This window comes from Enterococcus sp. 12F9_DIV0723 (genome assembly GCF_002174375.1).
Classification (GTDB): domain Bacteria; phylum Bacillota; class Bacilli; order Lactobacillales; family Enterococcaceae; genus Enterococcus_A; species Enterococcus_A gilvus.
On sequence record NZ_NIBK01000001.1, the window covers coordinates 1,788,547 to 1,803,897 of the forward strand.

The 15,351-nt window shown below is 42.4% G+C and carries 11 protein-coding genes; 5 read left to right on the plus strand and 6 right to left on the minus strand.

Annotated elements, in window-relative coordinates:
- Nucleotides 1-280: 280 nt before the first annotated feature.
- The 5 genes from A5868_RS08510 to rpsT all read left to right on the plus strand — a co-directional run bounded on the left by A5868_RS08510 (nt 281) and on the right by rpsT (nt 5,259).
- On the plus strand, nt 281-907 hold the full coding sequence (locus A5868_RS08510; RefSeq protein WP_010780721.1) for an MBL fold metallo-hydrolase: 627 nt from the start codon (nt 281-283) through the stop codon (nt 905-907).
- 23 nt (nt 908-930) lie between these two features.
- The gene (locus A5868_RS08515) at nt 931-1,635 is read left to right on the plus strand and encodes a histidine phosphatase family protein (RefSeq protein WP_010780720.1); all 705 of its coding nucleotides are present in this window, start codon (nt 931-933) and stop codon (nt 1,633-1,635) included.
- A gap of 127 nt (nt 1,636-1,762) precedes the next feature.
- Nucleotides 1,763-2,596, plus strand: coding sequence for an undecaprenyl-diphosphate phosphatase (locus tag A5868_RS08520; protein WP_010780719.1), 834 nt, complete (start codon nt 1,763-1,765; stop codon nt 2,594-2,596).
- A gap of 318 nt (nt 2,597-2,914) precedes the next feature.
- Nucleotides 2,915-4,798 (plus strand): heavy metal translocating P-type ATPase, encoded by a 1,884-nt coding sequence (locus A5868_RS08525; protein WP_176281293.1) that lies wholly within the window; start codon nt 2,915-2,917, stop codon nt 4,796-4,798.
- A 206-nt stretch (nt 4,799-5,004) separates the two neighbouring features.
- Nucleotides 5,005-5,259 carry a 30S ribosomal protein S20 gene (gene rpsT, locus A5868_RS08530; protein ID WP_010780717.1) on the plus strand — a complete coding sequence of 85 codons (255 nt, stop codon included), beginning with the start codon at nt 5,005-5,007 and terminating at the stop codon, nt 5,257-5,259.
- Between the two features lie 84 nt (nt 5,260-5,343).
- Here rpsT and nifJ read toward each other — a convergent pair whose 3' ends face one another.
- The 6 genes from nifJ to A5868_RS08560 form a co-directional block, all read right to left on the minus strand.
- Entirely contained in the window at nt 5,344-8,877 is a 3,534-nt protein-coding gene (gene nifJ, locus A5868_RS08535; protein ID WP_176281292.1) for a pyruvate:ferredoxin (flavodoxin) oxidoreductase, read from the minus strand.
- A gap of 11 nt (nt 8,878-8,888) precedes the next feature.
- Entirely contained in the window at nt 8,889-10,298 is a 1,410-nt protein-coding gene (gltA, locus tag A5868_RS08540) for an NADPH-dependent glutamate synthase (RefSeq protein WP_086303761.1), read from the minus strand.
- A complete protein-coding gene (locus A5868_RS08545) occupies nt 10,291-11,127 on the minus strand; it encodes a sulfide/dihydroorotate dehydrogenase-like FAD/NAD-binding protein (RefSeq protein WP_176281291.1) in 837 nt (278 codons plus the stop codon). The genes gltA and A5868_RS08545 overlap by 8 nt, the downstream gene beginning before the upstream one ends.
- 29 nt (nt 11,128-11,156) lie before the next feature.
- Nucleotides 11,157-11,606 carry a flavodoxin gene (locus A5868_RS08550; protein WP_010780713.1) on the minus strand — a complete coding sequence of 150 codons (450 nt, stop codon included), beginning with the start codon at nt 11,604-11,606 and terminating at the stop codon, nt 11,157-11,159.
- Between the two features lie 407 nt (nt 11,607-12,013).
- Nucleotides 12,014-13,042 carry a DNA polymerase III subunit delta gene (holA, locus tag A5868_RS08555; RefSeq protein ID WP_087654149.1) on the minus strand — a complete coding sequence of 343 codons (1,029 nt, stop codon included), beginning with the start codon at nt 13,040-13,042 and terminating at the stop codon, nt 12,014-12,016.
- A gap of 128 nt (nt 13,043-13,170) precedes the next feature.
- Nucleotides 13,171-15,327, minus strand: a complete 2,157-nt coding sequence (locus tag A5868_RS08560; RefSeq protein WP_087654150.1) for a DNA internalization-related competence protein ComEC/Rec2 — start codon at nt 15,325-15,327, stop codon at nt 13,171-13,173.
- Between the last annotated feature and the right edge of the window lie 24 nt (nt 15,328-15,351).

Sequence of the window (15,351 nt, forward strand, 5' to 3'; positions counted from 1 at the left end):
ATGCAATCATTTAAAATCGTTTTGCTTTTTCACCATAGAAGATTTTCGGTAGCTCGTCAAGTGTTAGTCCACGCTGGGTAATCCTAGCTTTCCATAACAAGCAAGAAGCAGAATCGCCAAAATCGTTCAGGGAAACCACAATTTTTTTACTTTTAAGGTATAATAGAGAAGAATTAAGTGATCGTGCGTTTTATTACTGATAGAAAAGAATCATTTGAGACTTTTAGTAAAACAAATCACGTCAATGAAAACTACTTTTAGTGCTTCAGGGAGGAAAATAATGATTCAAATCGAGGGCTTTGTTACCGGAATCGCGCAAGAAAATTGCTATTTGATTCATAATGAAAAAAACTTATTGGTCGTTGATCCAGGTTCAGAGGGTGATCGACTTGTAAAAGAAATCGACCGCATCGGAAAAAAACCGCAAGCGATTTTATTAACACATACTCACTACGATCACATTGGGGCGGTCGAACAGATTCGGAATAACTACAACATTCCTGTGTATGTAAGCCCGCTAGAACAAAAATGGTTAGGCGATCCCATCTTAAATCTTTCTGGTTTAGGACGTCATGACGATATGCCGGATTTAATCCTTCAGCCAGCAGAATACGAATTTGAAATGAAGGAATACACTATCGGCGGCATGACTTTTCAAGTGGTTCCGACACCTGGTCATTCGATTGGCAGTGTCAGTTTCATCTTTGATGACTTTGTCGTTGTAGGGGATGCACTTTTCCGAGGCAGTATTGGTCGCACAGATTTGTATACGGGGGATATGCAACAATTGCTCTACAGTATCAAAACGTACCTATTTACCCTTCCCCATGAGCTTCCGGCTTATCCAGGACATGGCGAGGCAACAACGATCGGTCGCGAGGTCGACACAAACCCATTCTTTAATTAATCAACTTTTTGGAGGTTATAAATATGGCAGAAACAAATCTTTATATTGTTCGACATGGTAAAACAATGTTCAATACGTTAGCTCGTGTGCAGGGCTGGTGTGATACACCGCTAACAAAGAGCGGACGTGACGGGATTCATTACGTCGGCTTGGGCTTGCAAGATACAAAGTTCGAAGAGGCATACTCCAGTGATTCTGGGAGAGCGATCGAAACGATGCGAATTCTTTTAAATGAACACCCTGAAGGAAAAAATATTCCTTATCACGTAGATCCTCGTATTCGTGAATGGTGCTTTGGCTCCTTAGAAGGCGCCTACGATGCAGAAATGTGGGGCGTTTTGCCACGTGTACTGAATTTTAAAACAGAAGATGACCTGTTTGCTACAGATGTCAGCTTTGAAGAAATCGCCAATGCGATCGAAGGAGCGGATACCGCAAATTGGGCCGAACCTTATTCAACATTGCGGGATCGTGTATGGAATGGTTTTGAAGACATCGCTCAAAGCCGTGAAAAACAAGGCGGAGGAAATGTTTTGATCGTCTCCCATGGTTTGACGATCGCCTTCTTATTAAGCTTGATTGATTCAAAACAGCCGGTACGTGCCAACTTGTTGAACGGCAGTATCAATCGTCTGCGTTATGAAAATGGAGAATTCTCCATTCGCGCCATCAATGATATCAGCTATATGGAACGTGGAAAATCGATCTCTGATCATTCAGAAGCATAGTTCGCAAACTGTCAGCAAGCGCTGGCAGTTTTTTTCTTTAAAAAAGCTTAGCCATTTTTAGATGGTCTTTTCAAAGCTGAAACGGTATACTGATTATTGTTATTAACTTGAAAGGACGTATAACTTCATGCTTATTGCCAATATTTTTAAAGCAATTATTCTTGGGATCGTCGAAGGAATCACCGAATGGTTGCCAATTTCTTCCACAGGACACCTCATCTTAGCGGATGAATTCATCCGGCTGAATATGAGTCCTGCCTTTATTGAAATGTTCAACGTGGTGATTCAATTGGGGGCGATTTTAGCCGTAGTTGTCTTGTTTTTCAGCAAATTGAATCCCTTCGCTCCTAGTAAAAATCACAAAGAGAGACAGGAAACATGGACATTGTGGTTCAAAGTCATTATTGCCTGCTTACCCGCAGCAGTCATTGGCTTGCCGTTAGATGACTTTCTAGATGAACATTTCCATAAATTTCTACCAGTTGCTATCATGTTGATTGTTTACGGGATCGCCTTCATCGTGGTGGAGCGGATGAATAAAAATAAAACACCGAAATGCACGAATTTAAATGATTTCACCTATAAAGCCGCATTGATCGTGGGTGGCTTTCAATTACTTTCTTTGATTCCTGGGACCTCCCGCTCGGGTGCAACGATCCTGGGAGCAATTATTATCGGAAGCTCTCGTTATGTTGCAACAGAATTTTCTTTCTTCCTTGGAATTCCCGTCATGTTTGGGGCCAGTGGATTAAAAATCGTTAAATTTTTGATGCATGGGAACACTTTTGGTGCTTCAGAAATTATCGTATTATTGGTGGGCATGGTCACTGCCTTTGTAGTATCGATCATTGCTATTAAGTTCTTATTGGATTATATTAAACGGAATGACTTTACCGTGTTTGGCTGGTATCGAATCGTTCTGGGTATCATCTTGATCGGCTATTGGCTGATCGCTATGTAGGATCTGCATTTTTGCAGGTCTTTTTTTTGCAAATTTTTTTCTGACACTTGAATAAACGATAGTTATTCTAAATAAGGATTGCTATCGTTTATTTTTATTTTTTTGTTGTTATACTGCGGAAAAACATTTTAACAGCTAATGATAGTCATTCTCAATGGTAATTGATAATTACTTTCGTTCTCAATTAGCGATTTAAATTATCAATTATGTCGATTGCTATGATACTATGAAATTGAAAGAAACAGTGCCCGCACATCTCATCAGTTGTGAGTGATTGGTTCTGATAGATTTCTTTGTATTTAGAAAGGAGGAAAAGTGATGAGTAAAGAAGAACGTAATGCCTTTCTCTCTACCCTTTTCTGTTTCGTATTTTTGATGATTGGAAAAATTTCAAGCAGCTTCTCCCTGCCTGTTTCTCCCCTCTTTTTCGTTTTGGCAATTATCTGCGGTGGATGGAAGCAAACCTTTGAAGGTTTCAGTGAGCTCTTACAGGATCGCACATTAAACGTCGATTTATTAATGGCTTTAGCGGCAATTGGTGCCTGTTTGATCGGTAATTGGTTTGAGGGTGCGATGTTGACGTTTATTTTTTGTTTGAGTGGCGCCCTGGAAGAATATGCCACCAATAAAAGCACAAAAGAAATCACCGCGCTAATGAATGTTGCCCCCAATGAGGCGTTGAAAATTGTTGAGGGTGAACACCTCACAGTTCCCGTGGAAGAATTACAAGTGGGAGATCTTGTGTTTGTGCCTAAGGGGAAAGCTGTACCGATTGATGGTCGAATGCTCGATGCCTCGTCAATCGATGAATCTGCTATCTCTGGTGAATCTGTTCCGGTTGAAAAAGCGGTCAATGATGATGCCTTTGGCGGAACCATCAATTTAGGTCAGCCATTTACATTGGAAGTGTCAAAAACAAGCAATAATACGTTATTCGCTCAAATATTGCGATTGGTCGAAAATGCTCAAAATGAGAAAAGTGCAACAGCGACATTCATTGAACAAATTGAAAATGTATACGTCAAAATTGTTCTTATTACCGTACCAGTAATGATTCTACTGACCCATTTCGTATTGGGTTGGAGTATGACAGAGAGCTTCTATCGCGGCATGGTGTTATTAGTCGTAGCCTCTCCCTGTGCGTTAGTCGCTTCTGCCACTCCCGCAGCGCTGGCAACGATTTCTAATGGAGCGAAGAAAGGGATTTTATTTAAATCTGGCAAAACAATAGAAAAACTCGCCGATTTGCGGGCCATATCCTTCGATAAAACGGGAACTCTGACACAAGGAAAACCGCGTGTTACGGATTACCATACATTTTACGAAGACCCAGTGATTCCTCAGCTCTTCTATTCTATGGAACGCCAATCTGCTCATCCGCTGGCAGCGGCTATTACGAAGTTTTTCAAAAATGAAGAAACACTCGACCTCTCCATTGAAGAACGGGCGGGCTTCGGTTTAGAAGCAAGTTATCAAAATGAACGGTGGCAATTGGGCAAACCGACAGACGAGCAGAGGCATCCTTTGATCAAGCAGTGGCATGATGAGGGAAAGACCGTGGTCGTCCTCAGTAACAATGAGACGATCGTCGCATTAGTAGGATTGATGGATTTGCCTAAGCCTTACACGAAAGAGGTCATCCACTATTTTCAAGAGGAAGACGTGCAAACCGTCATGCTCACCGGCGATAATTATGGAGCAGCCAGTTACATTGCCCATCAATTGGGATTAAATGATTATCACAGCGGCTGTCTGCCCGCTGATAAAACAGAATTAGTCAAACAGCAGCAAACGGCGTTTCACGTCAACGCAATGGTTGGCGATGGAATCAACGATGCTCCCGCTTTGGCGACCGCAAGCATCGGGGTTGCTATGGGTGAAGGAACCGATGTTGCGATGGAAGTTTCCGATATGGTTCTAATGAAGAATGATTTGACCAAATTAATGTACAGTCATCGTCTAGCCAAAAAAATGAAGCGGATCGTTCGACAAAATATCCTATTTTCCTTGAGCGTCATTTGTCTGCTGATCGCGAGCAATTTCTTACAATTTCTCACTCTTCCCTTTGGCGTGATCGGACATGAAGGAAGTACGATACTTGTGATTATAAATGGGTTGCGGATGCTCCTACCTCTAAAAGAACCGAAACACTTGGATGAGACAAAATGCACGGCTTGCCCATTATACAAATCAGCCAATTAAGAGGCGGATCGGACGGGTATACCCTTCTGTTCATAAAAATAGAATCGGAACATGAATCAGCGCTGTTGCCTTCCTATATATTTATTTTCTGTTAAGGAAAAAAACTTGTCACGATTTTATTGCATTGAAAAGCGGCTTTATGTATAATGAGTAATGTTGAATTGTACGGAAATAACCGTATAAGACTGAATTCGGAGGTGAAATCCATGCCAAACATTGAATCTGCAATCAAACGTGTTCGCACTAGCGAAGCTGCTAACGCTAAAAACTCATCACAAATGAGCGCAATGCGTACTACTGTTAAGAAATTTGAAGAGGCTGCTGATGCTGGCGCTGAAAATATGAACGACCTTTATAAAGAAGCTGCTAAAGCAATCGATATGGCTGAATCAAAAGGTTTGATCCACAAAAACAAAGCAAACCGCGACAAAGCGCGTCTTGCTAAAAAATTAGCGAAATAATAAAAACCGATCGTTTGATCGGTTTTTTATTTTGTCCTCTGGATACAAAAATAGCGTCGATACCATTGGTATCAACGCTATTTTTTATTTGTTCGTCAACTCCGTATAACTTTTCGCCCGTTCTTCCATATCATCGACGGTTTGTGTCAGCATCTCTTCTACTAGCTCATCATCTTTTTTGATGTTGTGCAGTGCAGAGAAGCGTGTCTGACCTTCAAGGAAAGCATTCATTTTACTGAAATCAGCTTTTTTAAAGTCGATCCGCATTGGGTCCTTGCCTTTTTGTGCACGGACAGGATCGTAGCGATAAAGCGGCCAGTAGCCTGATTCAACGGCTTCTTTCGATTCTTCGATCGATTGACTCATTCCGCCTCGAATCCCGTGGTTGATACACGGTGTATACCCAATAATCAATGATGGTCCCGGGTAGGCTTCTGCCTCCTGGATCGCCTTCAATGCCTGCGTCGGATTGGCTTCGATCGCGACTTGAGCGACATAAACATCCCGATACGTCATTGCCATCATACCCAGATCTTTTTTCTTCGTTTTCTTCCCGCCGGCCGCAAATTTCGCAATGGCTGCTGAAGGGGTTGCTTTGGACATCTGACCTCCGGTATTTGCATAGACTTCATTGTCCATAACCAAAATATTGACATCCTCACCAGAAGCTAAGACGTGGTCAATACCGCTGAAGCCGATATCATAGGCCCATCCATCGCCCCCGATGATCCATTGACTAGGTTTCGCAAACATCTCATGATCCGCGAGAATTGAACGCAAGTCTTCGTCTGTTTCTTCACCTAATACGGCACGTAATTTTGCCGCACGCTGTTGACTGCCTTCACCATCTAACATGTGGTTCATCCAGCCCTGTAACTGGGCCCTTGTATCCTCTGACCCAACGCCATTTTCCAAAGCCTTCATCACTTTATTAGCTAAACGATTTCGTTTGGTTTGGTTTGCCATGTGCATACCTAGACCGTATTCTGCGTTGTCTTCAAAAAGTGAATTGCTCCATGCAGGTCCTCTGCCATCTTCGTTCACAGTATATGGTGTCGCTGGTGCAGAACCGCCCCAAATAGAAGAGCATCCAGTCGTGTTTGCCACCATCATGCGGTCCCCGAACAATTGGGTCAACAGCTTCACATATGGTGTTTCTCCACAGCCCGCACATGCGCCTGAGAATTCCAATAATGGCTGCTCAAATTGAGAGCCTTTAACAGAAAATTTCTTGGCTGGATTGGCTTTTTGACGCAACGTCATCGCGAAAGCCCAATTAACTGCTTGGTCTTTCTGATCTTCATAAGATTTCATAACTAACGCTTTTTCTTTAGCAGGGCACGCTTCTACACAAAGCCCACATCCTGTACAGTCTTCCAACGATACTTGGATACGGTAGTTGAACCCGTCTTTTCCACGCATATCACGAGTAATAAAGCCTTCTGGCGCCGCCTCCATCTCTTCTTCGTCCGCAAGGAATGGACGAATCGCTGCGTGAGGACAAACAAAGGCACACTCGTTACACATCGTACAGGCTTCTGGAATCCATTCAGGCACTTCCAGTGCAATTCCGCGCTTCTCATACGCTGCTGTTCCTGAAGGCATCACGCCGCCCAACATACCATTTTCAATCAGGTCGTTGACAGAAAGCGCATTGCCTTCTTGACGGTTGATTGGCTCTAAGATATTGCGAATATAGGCAGGTTTCTCTTGATCTTCCTTATTAAACAGCGGTTTTACTTCAATCTCTGCCCATTCAGCCGGTATTTCTACTTTTTTCAACTCAGCGACTGTCGCGTCGATCGCCTGCCAATTGCGCTCAACGATCGTTCTAGATTTTTTACCATAAGCGGCATCTACTTCTGCTTTAAGCAGCGGCAAATACGTCTCATGATCCAAAATATCTGTCAGTTCAAAGAAGGCTGTGGACATTACTTGGTTGATCCGTCCGCCAAGGCCTGTCTTTTGCGCGATCTCCATTGCATTGATAATGTAGAAATTGATGTTGTGTTCCGCTAAATAGCGTTTGATTCTGCTTGGTAATAACTGTTTGACTTTTTCTTCTGTCCAAACTGTATTAAGCAAGAATGTCCCGCCATCTTTTAACCCTTTAACTAAATCATATTGGTGGATGTAGGCGCTGTTATGGCATCCCACAAAATCAGCAGCTTCCACGTTATAGATTGAAAGAATCGGTTCTTTACCAAAACGTAAATGGGAATTCGTCAAGCCGCCTGATTTTTTAGAATCATAGGAGAAATACGCCTGCGCATAATAATCCGTGTTGTTCCCGATTATTTTAATCGCTTGCTTATTCGCCCCCACTGTACCATCAGAACCAAGTCCCCAGAACTTCGCTTGGAAGGTAGATGTCGGTGTCAAATCCAATACTTCACCCATTGGTAAGGACAGATTTGTCACGTCATCATTGATCCCGATCGTAAAGCGTTGCTTCATTTCGTTTATCGGTACTAAAAGATGGTCAAAAACAGCCACGATTTGATCTGGCGTAACATCTTTAGAAGCAATTCCGTAACGGCCGCCAATAACGATTGGACGGTTCGTGTGACGATACAGTACACTTTGTACATCCAATAATAACGGTTCGCCATCTGATCCTGGTTCCTTCGTACGATCAAGTACTGCTACTTTCTCAACGGTTGCAGGTAATTTTTCTAATAGATTTTCAGCAGGAAAAGGACGGTATAGATGAATATCAATAAAACCGACTTTACGGCCATTGGCATTCAAGTAATCCACTGTTTGCTGGATCGTTGGTGAAGCAGATCCCATCGCAATGATCACTTCTGTCGCTTCTGGATCTCCATAATAATTCGTTAAATCATAATTGGTTCCACGGAGATCGTTGATTTTCTGCATATATTTTTGAACGATCGCCGGCATTTCGTCGTAATAACGATTGACTGTTTCTCTTTGTTGGAAATGAATGTCTGGATTTTGAGCTGTTCCAGATACATTCGGACGATTTGGATTCATCCCTAGTTTACGGAATTCTTCCAGCGCTTCCCAATTCACCATCGCTTTTAGATCATCATAATCAAGAACTTCAATTTTTTGCAGCTCATGACTGGTTCTGAAGCCATCAAAGAAATTCATGAATGGTAATTTGCCTTCGATGCTCGCCAAGTGGGCAACGGCGGACAAATCCATTACTTCCTGCACGCCGCCTTCAGCGAGCATACAAAATCCTGTTTGTCGAGCAGCCATCACATCACTGTGGTCGCCGAAAATACTCAAGGCGTTCGTAGAAACTGCACGCGCTGCTACATGAAACACCGTCGGCAGTAATTCGCCCGCGATTTTGAACATATTTGGAATCATGAGAAGCAGCCCTTGCGAAGCGGTATACGTCGTGGTCAATACACCGGTCTTTAATGACCCGTGCACTGTCCCTGCGGCTCCTGCTTCTGATTGCATCTCAACTACTTTTACTGTCTCATTGAAAATATTTTTGCGGCCCTGTTCTGCCCATTCATCAACGACTTCTGCCATTGTTGAGCTAGGGGTGATCGGATAAATACCTGCAACTTCAGTGAATGCGTAAGATATATGTGCTGCTGCAGTGTTTCCATCCATTGTCTTCATCGTTTTCATCATTTGCACCTCGCTTAAACCAATTGCTCCTGTCTTGTCTTTTGAATGTACTGATCAATTTCATTTGCTGCAATTTTCCCAGCGCCCATTGCTAAAATGACTGTTGCTGCACCCGTTACGATATCTCCCCCAGCAAACACTCCTGGTATCGACGTTGCACAGGTTTCTTCATCTGCATCAATGTATCCCCATTTATTCAGAGCCAGCTCAGGGAATGTATCTAATAGCACTTTGTTGGCCCCTTGCCCGATTGCTTCGATCGCTGTGTCTGCTTCGATAATAAATTCGCTGCCTGGAATCACGATTGGTCGACGACGACCTGAATCATCCGGTTCCCCTAATTCCATTTGGACACATTTAACTGATTTTAAGCGGCCGGCACCATCGTCCATATATTCGATTGGATTCGTCAACCAGTGATACTCGATGCCCTCTTCTACCGAATGGTGATACTCTTCTTCTCGGGCAGGCAATTCTTCTAATGACCGACGATAAACGATCGATACCTTTTCAGCACCCAAACGCTTAGCAGAACGTGCTGCATCCATCGCGACATTTCCGCCGCCGATAACAACGACATTTTTTGATTTTTGAATAGGTGTATCGTATTTAGGAAACTCATACCCGTGCATCAAATTGACACGCGTTAAATATTCACTGGAAGAATAGACCCCATTTAATGAAGTCCCTTTGATTCCTTGGAATCTTGGTGCACCCGCACCTACAGAAAGATAGCAGGCATCAAAATCACTGATGATCTCATCCATCGTGATCGTTTTTCCGACGACCACGTTCGTTTCGATTTTCACGCCTTGTGCGACGATCCGATCGATCTCTTTTTTAACGATGCGCTTTGGCAAACGGAATTCTGGAATCCCGTAGGTCAATACGCCGCCTGGTGCATGCAGCGCTTCGTAAACAGTGACATCATAGCCTGATTTCGCCAAATCGCCTGCGACAGTAAGTCCAGAAGGACCGGCACCAATGACCGCCACACGGCCTTTTTCTCCTGAAGCTTCCTTTGCTTCAAATGGCTGTTCCAACGCCCAGTCTGCGACAAGACGTTCGAGCTTTCCGATGGCAACCGGTTCGAATTTCTTCGATCGTCCTAATCGACAAACCATCTCACATTGTTTTTCCTGTGGGCACACTCGTCCACAGATGGCTGGCAGATTGCTGTATTTGCTTAAAATTTCATAAGCTAATGGCATCTCGCCGTCCTCAATTGCTTTGATAAATCCGGGAATATCGATCATAACTGGACAGTTTTCGATACACGGCGCATTTTTGCATTGAAGGCAGCGGCTTGCTTCCAGCTGTCCTTCTTCTAGCGTGTAGCCTAAAGCGACCTCATCAAAGTTATGATTGCGAATCTCCGGCGCTTGTTCCTTCATAGGAGTTTTCGTATAACTGCGTTTAGCCATTTGAACTCACCTGCTTTTCGTATCTTTCGTTGGCCAGTACTTCCTCTGGTCGATATTGCTGCATTCGATTGACAAATTCGTTCCAATCGACTTCTTCGCCTAAGAATTCTGGTCCATCCACGCAAGCAAATTTGATAGAATCGGCAACAGTCACTCGGCAGCCGCCGCACATGCCTGTTCCGTCGATCATGATAGGATTCAATGAGACGTAGATCGGCACGTCATACTTTTGTGCAGTCAGAGTACAAAACTTCATCATGATACTCGGTCCGATAGCCCAAGCCATCGAGATCGTTTCACGCTGAAAGACCTCTTCCATTGCTTGTGTGACCAATCCTTTTTGGCCGACAGAACCATCGTCTGTCATCAATATCAGCTCATCCGAATACTCAGCACACTCTTCTTTTAAGATCAATAACTCTTTGTTTTTTGCACCGAGAACGGTAATTACACGGTTTCCTGCTTCTTTTAATCCCTTAACGATCGGGAACAAAGCAGCTATCCCAACACCGCCTCCAACGAGGAGAACGGTACCATAATTTTCAATGTCTGTTGCTTTTCCAAGAGGACCAACGATATCTGACAACCCCTCTCCAGCCATGACGGTGGCCAGTTGCGCGGTCGACTTTCCGATTACTTGAAAAATTAAGCGTACCCAACCCGCTTCTTTATCTGTATCGACGACTGTCAACGGAATCCGCTCACCCTGTTCGTCGATTCGCAAGATCACAAACTGCCCTGGCTGTGCCTTGCTGGCAATTCGCGGCGCTTCTACTAAAATTTCATACTCCGTTGGCGCCAGTTCCTTGCGTTCCAATACTTTAAACAAAATCTCACTCCATTCCTCCAAGGTAATCCTTATTCCGCTGCTTCTACCAAAGTTTTCACAAATGCTTTCAATACTTCTTCATCCTCATCATCTGCTTCATTTTCGATTTTCACAGTTTCCGCTGCTTTTTTAGCGCCTGTTTTGGCAAAAGCTTCATCAAATGCGATCGCTGCATGGCAGAAATAGTCTGGATATAACTCGCTATCGCCACTTCCTACGACACCGTAGATTTTTCCTGATAGATCTTCCTCAGGTAATTCTTCATGCAAGTCTTCCAAATCGAAAGGCAATTCCCCATCTCCATCAGTATAAGTAGCTAGGACACAGATATCCGCATCTTCATAAAAATCTGCTTCTGCCTCATCCGCATCCACGCGTTCAACGTCGATCCCGATTTCTTCAAAAGCATCCTCCAGAATTTCAGAGATTCCTTCTGTGTTTCCTGTGTTTGTTGCATAAACGATCTTTGCTAATGTCATTTTGTTCATCCTTTCTTTTATGGTTTTATACATTTTTGTTGCATATATAAAGCCAGCGACGCTGACTATTATCGATTGAGAAAAATTACACGCAGCATTTTAAAAAAAGTAAAATGAGTACACGGTTAAAGGTCTTTATTTTCATTATGAAGCGCTTAACAAGCTTATTTTTAGGTATTCAACACCTTTGTTTAATCATACCTCAAAAATGTGAATTATTAAACATTGCTGAGAGATTTTTATTCTAAATTTTTTTGAAAAAGTCGATACTATTTGTTTTTCTAACTTTATTTTCCCATCTCAACTAATTTGTCGCTTTTAATCGATTTTCTGAAGTTTTACTTCGCAAACACATAAAAAAACCATCGAATACGCGATGATCCGATGGCTTCTCTTCAATAATAAAACTATTTTTTTATTTTTTCTGTTGTTTTTAAGATAAATAGCTGAAAGTTGATCTCCTTATCGGCTTGACCCGTCTTCACTTCATAATCATTTTCGACTAATTCATCATACATTGAGACAAGTAGATTGAGTGGAAATTTCGCAACCTGCTGCATCGCTAATTTCACTCGATATGGATGGACACCTAATGTTTCCGCGATATTGGCCTGTTGATAGCCAATTTTCTGCAAGACTTTGGTTTGTAGCAACAGACGAATCTGACCAATCAATATCGCGGTCAATTTAATCGTTTCTTCCCCTTGCAAATGCAGCTCTTCATATGTTTGATAAGCTTTTGCCGTGTCGCCTTTTAAAATTTGTTCCGTCAGTTCAAAGATGTTGTGCTCTAAGGTTTTTGGAACCAAATCTTGGACTAATTGAAGGGTGATTGTCCCTCCGTCACCCGCAAGTAACAATAATTTTTCGATTTCATTCATCGCTTTTGAAAGATCAAAATCTGTTAATCGTAAAAATAAGTCAAATGCTTCTTTTGATATTTTTACATTTTCATTGCTGATATAGCGCTGCAAAAAATTGCGCAACTCTCGCTCTTGAAGCGGAGCGGCATCGATGGTCTCGGTTTTCTTTAATGCCTTTGTGATTTTTTTGCGGGCATCCAGCTTGGGATAATTCGCCCAAAAAACGACGATCGAGGTGTCTAACGGTCGCTTGAGGTAGTCCACCAAACCATCCGTGTCCTGCTCTGGCGTGTTACTTTTCTTTTCTCCAGTTAAAAAGTAAGGCTTCTCAACAAAAATGAGCCGGTAATCGCCAAAAAAAGGCATCGTTTCTGCCTCATCGATGACTGCGCCTAGACCGCTTTCTTCCATATCAAAAGACATGAAATTCAATTCTTCGAGGTCATCTTTTTTCATCCGGTCAATAAATGCTTGCCGGATTTCTTGAATCAGATAATCTTCTGTTCCTGTCACTAGATAAACCGGTTTTAGCGGTGCAGTTCTAATCTGTTGAAGGGCTTCTTGTGTATTCATGTCATACTCCTAATTTAGTAGTAATTAAAGTTGAATTTCTATAGTATATCACTAATCCTCATGGGGAATGGTATACGTAGGGTCTTTGCCAAAATCACCTGACACATTGACTCTTCATGCTACCACGATTACTCCGGAAAATCTATTAAGACTTTGATTTTTCCCTTTTTCGACAGTGCAGACCATTGATAATAAACCATTCCTTGGTGATCTGTTCGATAAGTCCTGATCTGATATTTTTTTAATTTATCCAGTGTTTCCACCGTGGGATGGCCGTATCGATTTCTTCTCCCGACTGAAATAATCCCATATTTAGGTTGCAGTTGCTTTAACAGAGCTTCTCCAGTCGAGGTGTTGCTTCCATGATGCCCTATTTTTAAAAAATCGGTTGTTAATTTCGGATAATAGGCACCTATTTTTTCTTCCCCAGTTGTTTCCAAATCGCCCGTCAATAAAAAACGCTGCTTGTTTACCACAAAATAGACCACTACCGAGTCATCATTTTTTCCTTGGCTTGTTTCGGGAGAGAGTATTTGAAGCTTCAAGTGATCGCCAACCGTATCCCCTCTTTTTATTAAATGGATGGCTGTGTCATTGATAGGCTGAAGAATCTTTTTTAGTTCCATTTGTGACCCCTTGGCTAGATAGAGATTTTTTACTGTTATCTCATTTAATAGATGACCTAACTCCCCCATATGATCCGCATCATTATGAGTAATCACTACATGGTCGATCGAGTGGCATCCCACAGACTTTAAAAAAGGGACTAAATTGTAATCAGAGGGATTCTTCAGTTGTCGCGTTTGCCACTTCTTTCGTTTAAAATGTAATCGTCCACCCGTATCAATCAAAAATGTTTCTTGCTTAAAGGGCAGTTTGATGAAGATACTGTCTCCTTGTCCAACATCGACAAACGCCACTAGGCCATTCGCAGAAAAAGCAGTCGTTGCTAAAAAGAATAGGGACACGCAAACGATCCAATAAATCGGCTGCTGATAGGCCAATCGGTCGATCAGGAGAAGAACACATAGGATGAGGCACAGCAACGTTGGAAAGATTGGGTGACCAATGACTATATTGGGAAAGTCGACAAGTGCCAACCCTTTTTCCAAGAGGCTAAACAGTCCGTCAAATAATGGTGCAGGTATTGATAAAACAGGAATGAAGCAACCAAAAAATAATACCACCGAACCTGGTAAAATCAGCCATTCGAATAATGGAAACAACAACAACGTGAGTAGCCCTCCAACAACGGTCCACTCGCTAAAGCTATAGATCAGCAAAGGCAATGCCAGTGCTGAAAACATGAACATTTGCTGCCAATTTTTAAAAGATAGATCATTAAGAAAGAGAAGCATCAAAGCAAAATAAATACTTAATTGAGCACCCACTGACCAAAAAACCAAGGGGAAACAAAAGACTAAGATATAAAGCATGAGGCTCCATTGATCCAGCTTAGATAATGATCGCTCAAACGTGAGACAACTAAACGCAAGTAAGAAACTAATAACCGCTCGGATGGTGCTATAGCTGCCGCCTGTTAAAAATACTAGAAGCAATCCCACCAAAGTAAGTACACACAAGCGTGTTCCTCTTATCAGCCCCAGACGTTTAAGCAGCAAGTGAATACCCCCGAGGTAAAATTGAATATGCAAGCCAGACAGTGTAAACAAGTGCAGCAATCCGGTAGTTTTGTAGGCAGCGGTGTATTCCGTGAACTGCTCATCCTTATACCCCAGCACTAACGCCTTTACATAACTGCTTAGACGTTTGGAGTAGCGCTGATCGACTTTCCAGATTAATTGCTGGCGCACAAGGCTTAATGACACTTTATTCTGTCTATAGGGCTTCATAGACTCGACTTGGATTTTTTGATTAAATCCCAAACTTTTATACTGTTTTCTTTCATCAAACCCGTTCAGATTTCGTGGGCCCTCAAACGAAGCAGTTTCTCCACTGATCACGGCCGTATCCGGCACGTTTCTTTTCGTCCAAAGAGCTTTTTCTGCTGGCGTTTTCAGCACATAATAAAGTAAGTATTTTTTCTTTTTCATCTTTCCTGTAAACTTTAAAAAATCGCCATCAACTTTTATTGAATCGGGTTGTATTTCGATCATTTGATTCGTGAATTCTTTTTGTGGTGATTGCTCTTGGTTTACATAATAGTACGTTCGTAAACCAATAAAAAAACTGCACAAAAAGACCAGCAGTATCAGCCGATGGTTTTTCATGCAGAGAATCCGTAAAAACAAAACGATAAGAATTACTAGAAGCCATAAATTCATTTGATAGATCAGACTTCCTGATAA